Raw genomic sequence first — 381 nt, 5'->3', positions numbered from 1 at the left:
CAAAAAATACTTACTTGCCAGTGCATTATTGTTCACTACGCTACCAAGCATAGCGACTATTGCTAATGGTGATTTTGAAAACTGGTCGGGCAGTCAACCCGATGGTTGGAGCACAATAGACTCCGGCATCACCCTTGCCGCAGACAATACGCAAGTAAACTCCGGCGCACTGGCGGCAAAGGTGGTCGTAACCACGGCTACCCAAAGTAACACCGACCTGCTGCAACAAGTTGCTGTGGAGGCAGGAAAAAGCTACTTATTTTCTAGCTGGGTGTATCACACCGAAGGCGGTTTGAAGGCTCGCCTGGTGGCCGATGGATATCACGATTATTCAAACCCTACGCTGTTGAACCAATGGCAACAACTCAGTTATTCGTACAC

At 49.1% G+C, this 381-nt stretch carries 1 protein-coding gene; it reads left to right on the top strand.

Features of this window, described 5'->3' with window-relative positions; all coding sequences use genetic code 11:
• The coding region (locus AAEY78_RS12330; protein ID WP_352339633.1) for a carbohydrate binding domain-containing protein at positions 1-381 on the top strand (381 nt) is incomplete at both ends.

This window comes from Psychrobacter sp. 16-MNA-CIBAN-0192, assembly GCF_040309565.1.
GTDB lineage: Bacteria > Pseudomonadota > Gammaproteobacteria > Pseudomonadales > Moraxellaceae > Psychrobacter.
The sequence above is the reverse complement of the archived record's forward strand: the minus strand, read 5'-3'. Positions and strand labels throughout refer to the sequence as shown.